Below are 3,396 nucleotides of genomic sequence, written 5' to 3' on the forward strand. Positions count from 1 at the left end.
TTCGCGTTGCTCGAGCTTCGTCAGTCCTTTCGTATGTAAGCCGAACGTGATGTTTTTCTCGACCGTCATGTGCGGATAGAGCGCATAGTTTTGGAACACCATCGACAGCTGCCGTTCGCTCGGCTTCAGCTCGTTCGCGGCGACACCGTCGATGCGGAGCGTCCCGCTCGTGATCGACTCGAGCCCGGCAATCATCCGGAGCATCGTGCTCTTGCCGCAACCCGACGGTCCGACGAGGGCAAAGAACTCACCGGCCTCGATCGTCACGTCAATCCCGCGAATGACTTCGGTCTCGTCGTATGATTTCTTGATGTTCTGCAGTTGAATCGATTTCATATGATATCCTCCTTCGTTCCTTGTGACGCCCATAACCGCTCATCCCCGGTCGAGACGGCGAACGCCCCGTGGGACAGTGCTTCATGCACGTGAATCGGCTTTCGGATCATCCCACCCGTCACGATCGGTAGCGAGACGTTATCTGCGACATGCTCGATGACGCTCGGGATGAGACCCGGCATCAGTTCGAGTGCGTCCGGCTGTTGATCTCGCGCCATCTTGATGCCCGACGAGATCGCGTCCGAGTCGACGAGAAACAGGCGCTGCACCGTCATGAGGCCGGCCCGTTTGGCGTGTTGGATGACAGACGCCTTCGTCGTCACAATCCCATCGGCGCCGACCCGTTTCGCCAAATAGTCGATCCCGTCACGGTCGAGGCTGATGCCATTGATGCGTTCAGCGTGCAGGAACACGGTCCGATTCTCCCGTTTCAAATGGACGACGTATCGGTCGAGCGTGCTGAGCGTCCCCATCATGAGGAACGTCGTCGTAACGTCCGACTGCAGGAACTTCTCGAGTTGTTTCGGTGATTTGATGGAGGCAATCATCTTCTCTTGTCCAATCGTGCGGAGCGTTTCATTCACTTGGATCATCCTTTCCCTAGAAAAAAGGACCAACAGAAACAGGACGTCATCGACGTACGGGCTTCTGTTGGTCTCTCGAATGTTCTACCATAGCTATTCACTTGGCATGAGGGGTCTCACAAGTCATATCGTACCGGATGAATGTAAAGCGGTCGTGAAGGACGTGCAAAAGTTTGTGAAGACGACGTAAAAAAACCGACTCATAAGGAGTCGGTGTCGTGGATTGTCTGTTTCGCCTTCGCCAAGATGTCCGCTTTGACGTCGTCGTCACGACCTTGCCAATTGCGGACCATCATCTTCATGCGTTGGTTCTTCGCGAACCGCTCCTCGTGCTTGTCGATGAAGTGCCAATACAAGGCATTGAACGGACAGGCGTCGTCCTCGGTCGTATGTTTTGGGTTGTACTTGCATCCCTTACAGTAGTCACTCATCTTATCGATATATTTCCCCGAGGCGATGTATGGCTTCGTCGCCAGCTTCCCGCCGTCCGCATGGAGCGCCATCCCGAGCACGTTCGGCAGCACGACCCAGTCGTAAGCGTCGATGTACATCTCGTTGAACCAGTCGCTCGTCTGTTGGGGCGACACCTCGAACAGCGTCGCAAAGTTACCGAGCACCATGAGCCGTTGGATGTGATGGTTGTGTGCCTTCTCGATGACGGGCTTCACGCTCTGATGGATGCAGTTCATGTCCGTCTCGGCGTCCCAGAAATAATCGGGTAAATCGCGTTCATGGTTGAACGTGTTGACCGACTCATACCCCGGCATCGACGCCACGTAGACGGCGCGCATATATTCCCGCCAGCCGAGGATTTGACGGACGAACCCTTCGATCGAGGCGAGCGGGGCATCTGACGCAACAGCCGCCTGAACGACCTCATCCGGGGTCAGCAGTCCGATGTTGATCGCCGCCGACAACAGGCTGTGCGACATGTCCTGATTGTCCGACAGCATCGCGTCTTGATATGGACCGAACGTCTCGAGCCGCTCCTCGATGAACCGTTTCAGTGCCCGACGCGCCTCACTGCGCGTCACCGGCCAAACGAACGGGGTGATGTCGCCTGGATGGTCGGCGAAATCGCGATTTACTTTTTCGATGACGTCTTTCGTGATCGCATCCGGTCGGAAATGGATTGGTGCCGGGAACGTCAGCCCGTCTTTCGGCGGCTGGCGGTTGTCCGTATCGAACGACCATTTGCCACCCCGTGGTTTCCCATCCTCGAGCAAGACGTCAAACCGCTTCCGCATCTGGCGATAGAAACGATCCATCCGCCAAGGCTCACCGCCGAGCGTGTCGACGGCTTCCTCCTTCGTTAAATAGAAGAGCGGCACGTCCGCGTGTTCGACGAGCTTGTGCTTCTGACCGAACTGGTGCAGCTTCTTCTCCATCGCAGCGTCGGTGACGGCCGTATAATGGATTGCCTCCGGTTCATAGCGTGTGAAGTGATCGTCCCACGCGTCCTGGAACGAGTCAGCCTCGTGATAGTCGACCGTGTAGCCTTTGTCGCGCAACTCCACGGCGAAGTGACGCATCGCCGAAAAGATGAGGACGAGTTTCTGTTTATGGTACGGCCGCCACGTCGCCCGTGACGTCGCCTCGATCATGACGATGACGTCATCATTTTCGACGTGATTGAACAGTTCGAGCTCGTGCGACAACTGATTGCCGAAAATCCAAAACGATCGCATCGATTCAACTCCCCTCCTAAAATGGTTATGCTACACTCAATCTACCTCGATGTTATTTAGAAAGGAATGGTTCGATGCGCTTCACGCGTCTCCAAACATGGATTGACAGTCAATACGAGAACCCACGCGGCATTGTCGGCACGTACATCGGCGAGAAGATGGTCCGCCAACATCGCGTCGAAGTCGATTGGACGATTGAACAATTGACGATTCAGCCGAATGACCGTATCCTCGACCTCGGTTGCGGCGCCGGCGACGCCATAGCACGCCTCCTTCAGGCACACAATCACATCCATGTGACCGGTCTCGACCGTTCCCCGACCATCGTCCGCTCGGCGCTCCTACGAAATCGACCGGACGTGCAAGCGGGTCGGGCAGAAATCGTCCAAGGTGACCTCGGGACGCTCCCGTTTCCAGACGCACAGTTTGACCGTGTCTTCAGCATCCATACACTCTACTTTTGGGAAGACGTGCCTGCAGTGCTTACCGAGATTGAACGCATCCTCGCACCAGGCGGGTCGTTCGTCATCACGTACTGCGACGGGAAAGGCGATGTGACGTGGGACGGCATCACATCCATCGTACGGGAACAGTTCATTCCCGCCGCTTCCACGCTCGGCCTGACCGACATCGTCGAGACACGCGGTCCTGATTCGCGTGATTATCATACGGTCGCCGTGATGGGACGGAAAAGGTTTTCTACTTAATTTATCAAAATTAGGCGAGAATACTCCCGCTTCTAAACGTCGCGGGCGAAGTCCTAGTGAAAGTGGGAGATGAATCGCCAA

General features: G+C 55.9%; 4 protein-coding genes. 1 reads left to right on the forward strand and 3 read right to left on the reverse strand.

From position 1 onward, the window contains the following. The 3 genes from B9Z54_RS24485 to B9Z54_RS24495 all read right to left on the reverse strand — a co-directional run. On the reverse strand, positions 1-336 hold a 336-nt coding region (locus B9Z54_RS24485; protein ID WP_162785357.1), incomplete at its 3' end, for an ATP-binding cassette domain-containing protein. Beyond that, complete coding sequence (locus B9Z54_RS24490; protein ID WP_481747829.1) at positions 333-920, reverse strand: glycerol-3-phosphate responsive antiterminator; 588 nt, start codon at positions 918-920, stop codon at positions 333-335. The genes B9Z54_RS24490 and B9Z54_RS24485, both read right to left, overlap by 4 nt. A 200-nt stretch (positions 921-1,120) precedes the next feature. Beyond that, the gene (locus B9Z54_RS24495; RefSeq protein WP_113930954.1) at positions 1,121-2,608 is read right to left on the reverse strand and encodes a cryptochrome/photolyase family protein; all 1,488 of its coding nucleotides are present in this window, start codon (positions 2,606-2,608) and stop codon (positions 1,121-1,123) included. A 74-nt stretch (positions 2,609-2,682) separates the two neighbouring features. Here B9Z54_RS24495 and B9Z54_RS24500 point away from each other — a divergent pair, with 74 nt between their 5' ends. Then, positions 2,683-3,315 (forward strand): class I SAM-dependent methyltransferase, encoded by a 633-nt coding sequence (locus tag B9Z54_RS24500; protein WP_113930955.1) that lies wholly within the window; start codon positions 2,683-2,685, stop codon positions 3,313-3,315. The last annotated feature ends 81 nt before the right edge of the window (positions 3,316-3,396 follow it).

This window comes from Bacillus sp. P14.5 (assembly GCF_003316765.1).
Classification (GTDB): Bacteria; Bacillota; Bacilli; order Bacillales; family Bacillaceae_B; genus Rossellomorea.

Excerpts from the sequence above, each read along its gene's own strand:
- B9Z54_RS24500 (WP_113930955.1), top strand. The coding sequence starts at position 2,683 with ATGCGCTTCACGCGTCTCCAAACATGGATTGACAGTCAATACGAGAAC.
- B9Z54_RS24495 (WP_113930954.1), bottom strand. The coding sequence starts at position 2,608 with ATGCGATCGTTTTGGATTTTCGGCAATCAGTTGTCGCACGAGCTCGAA.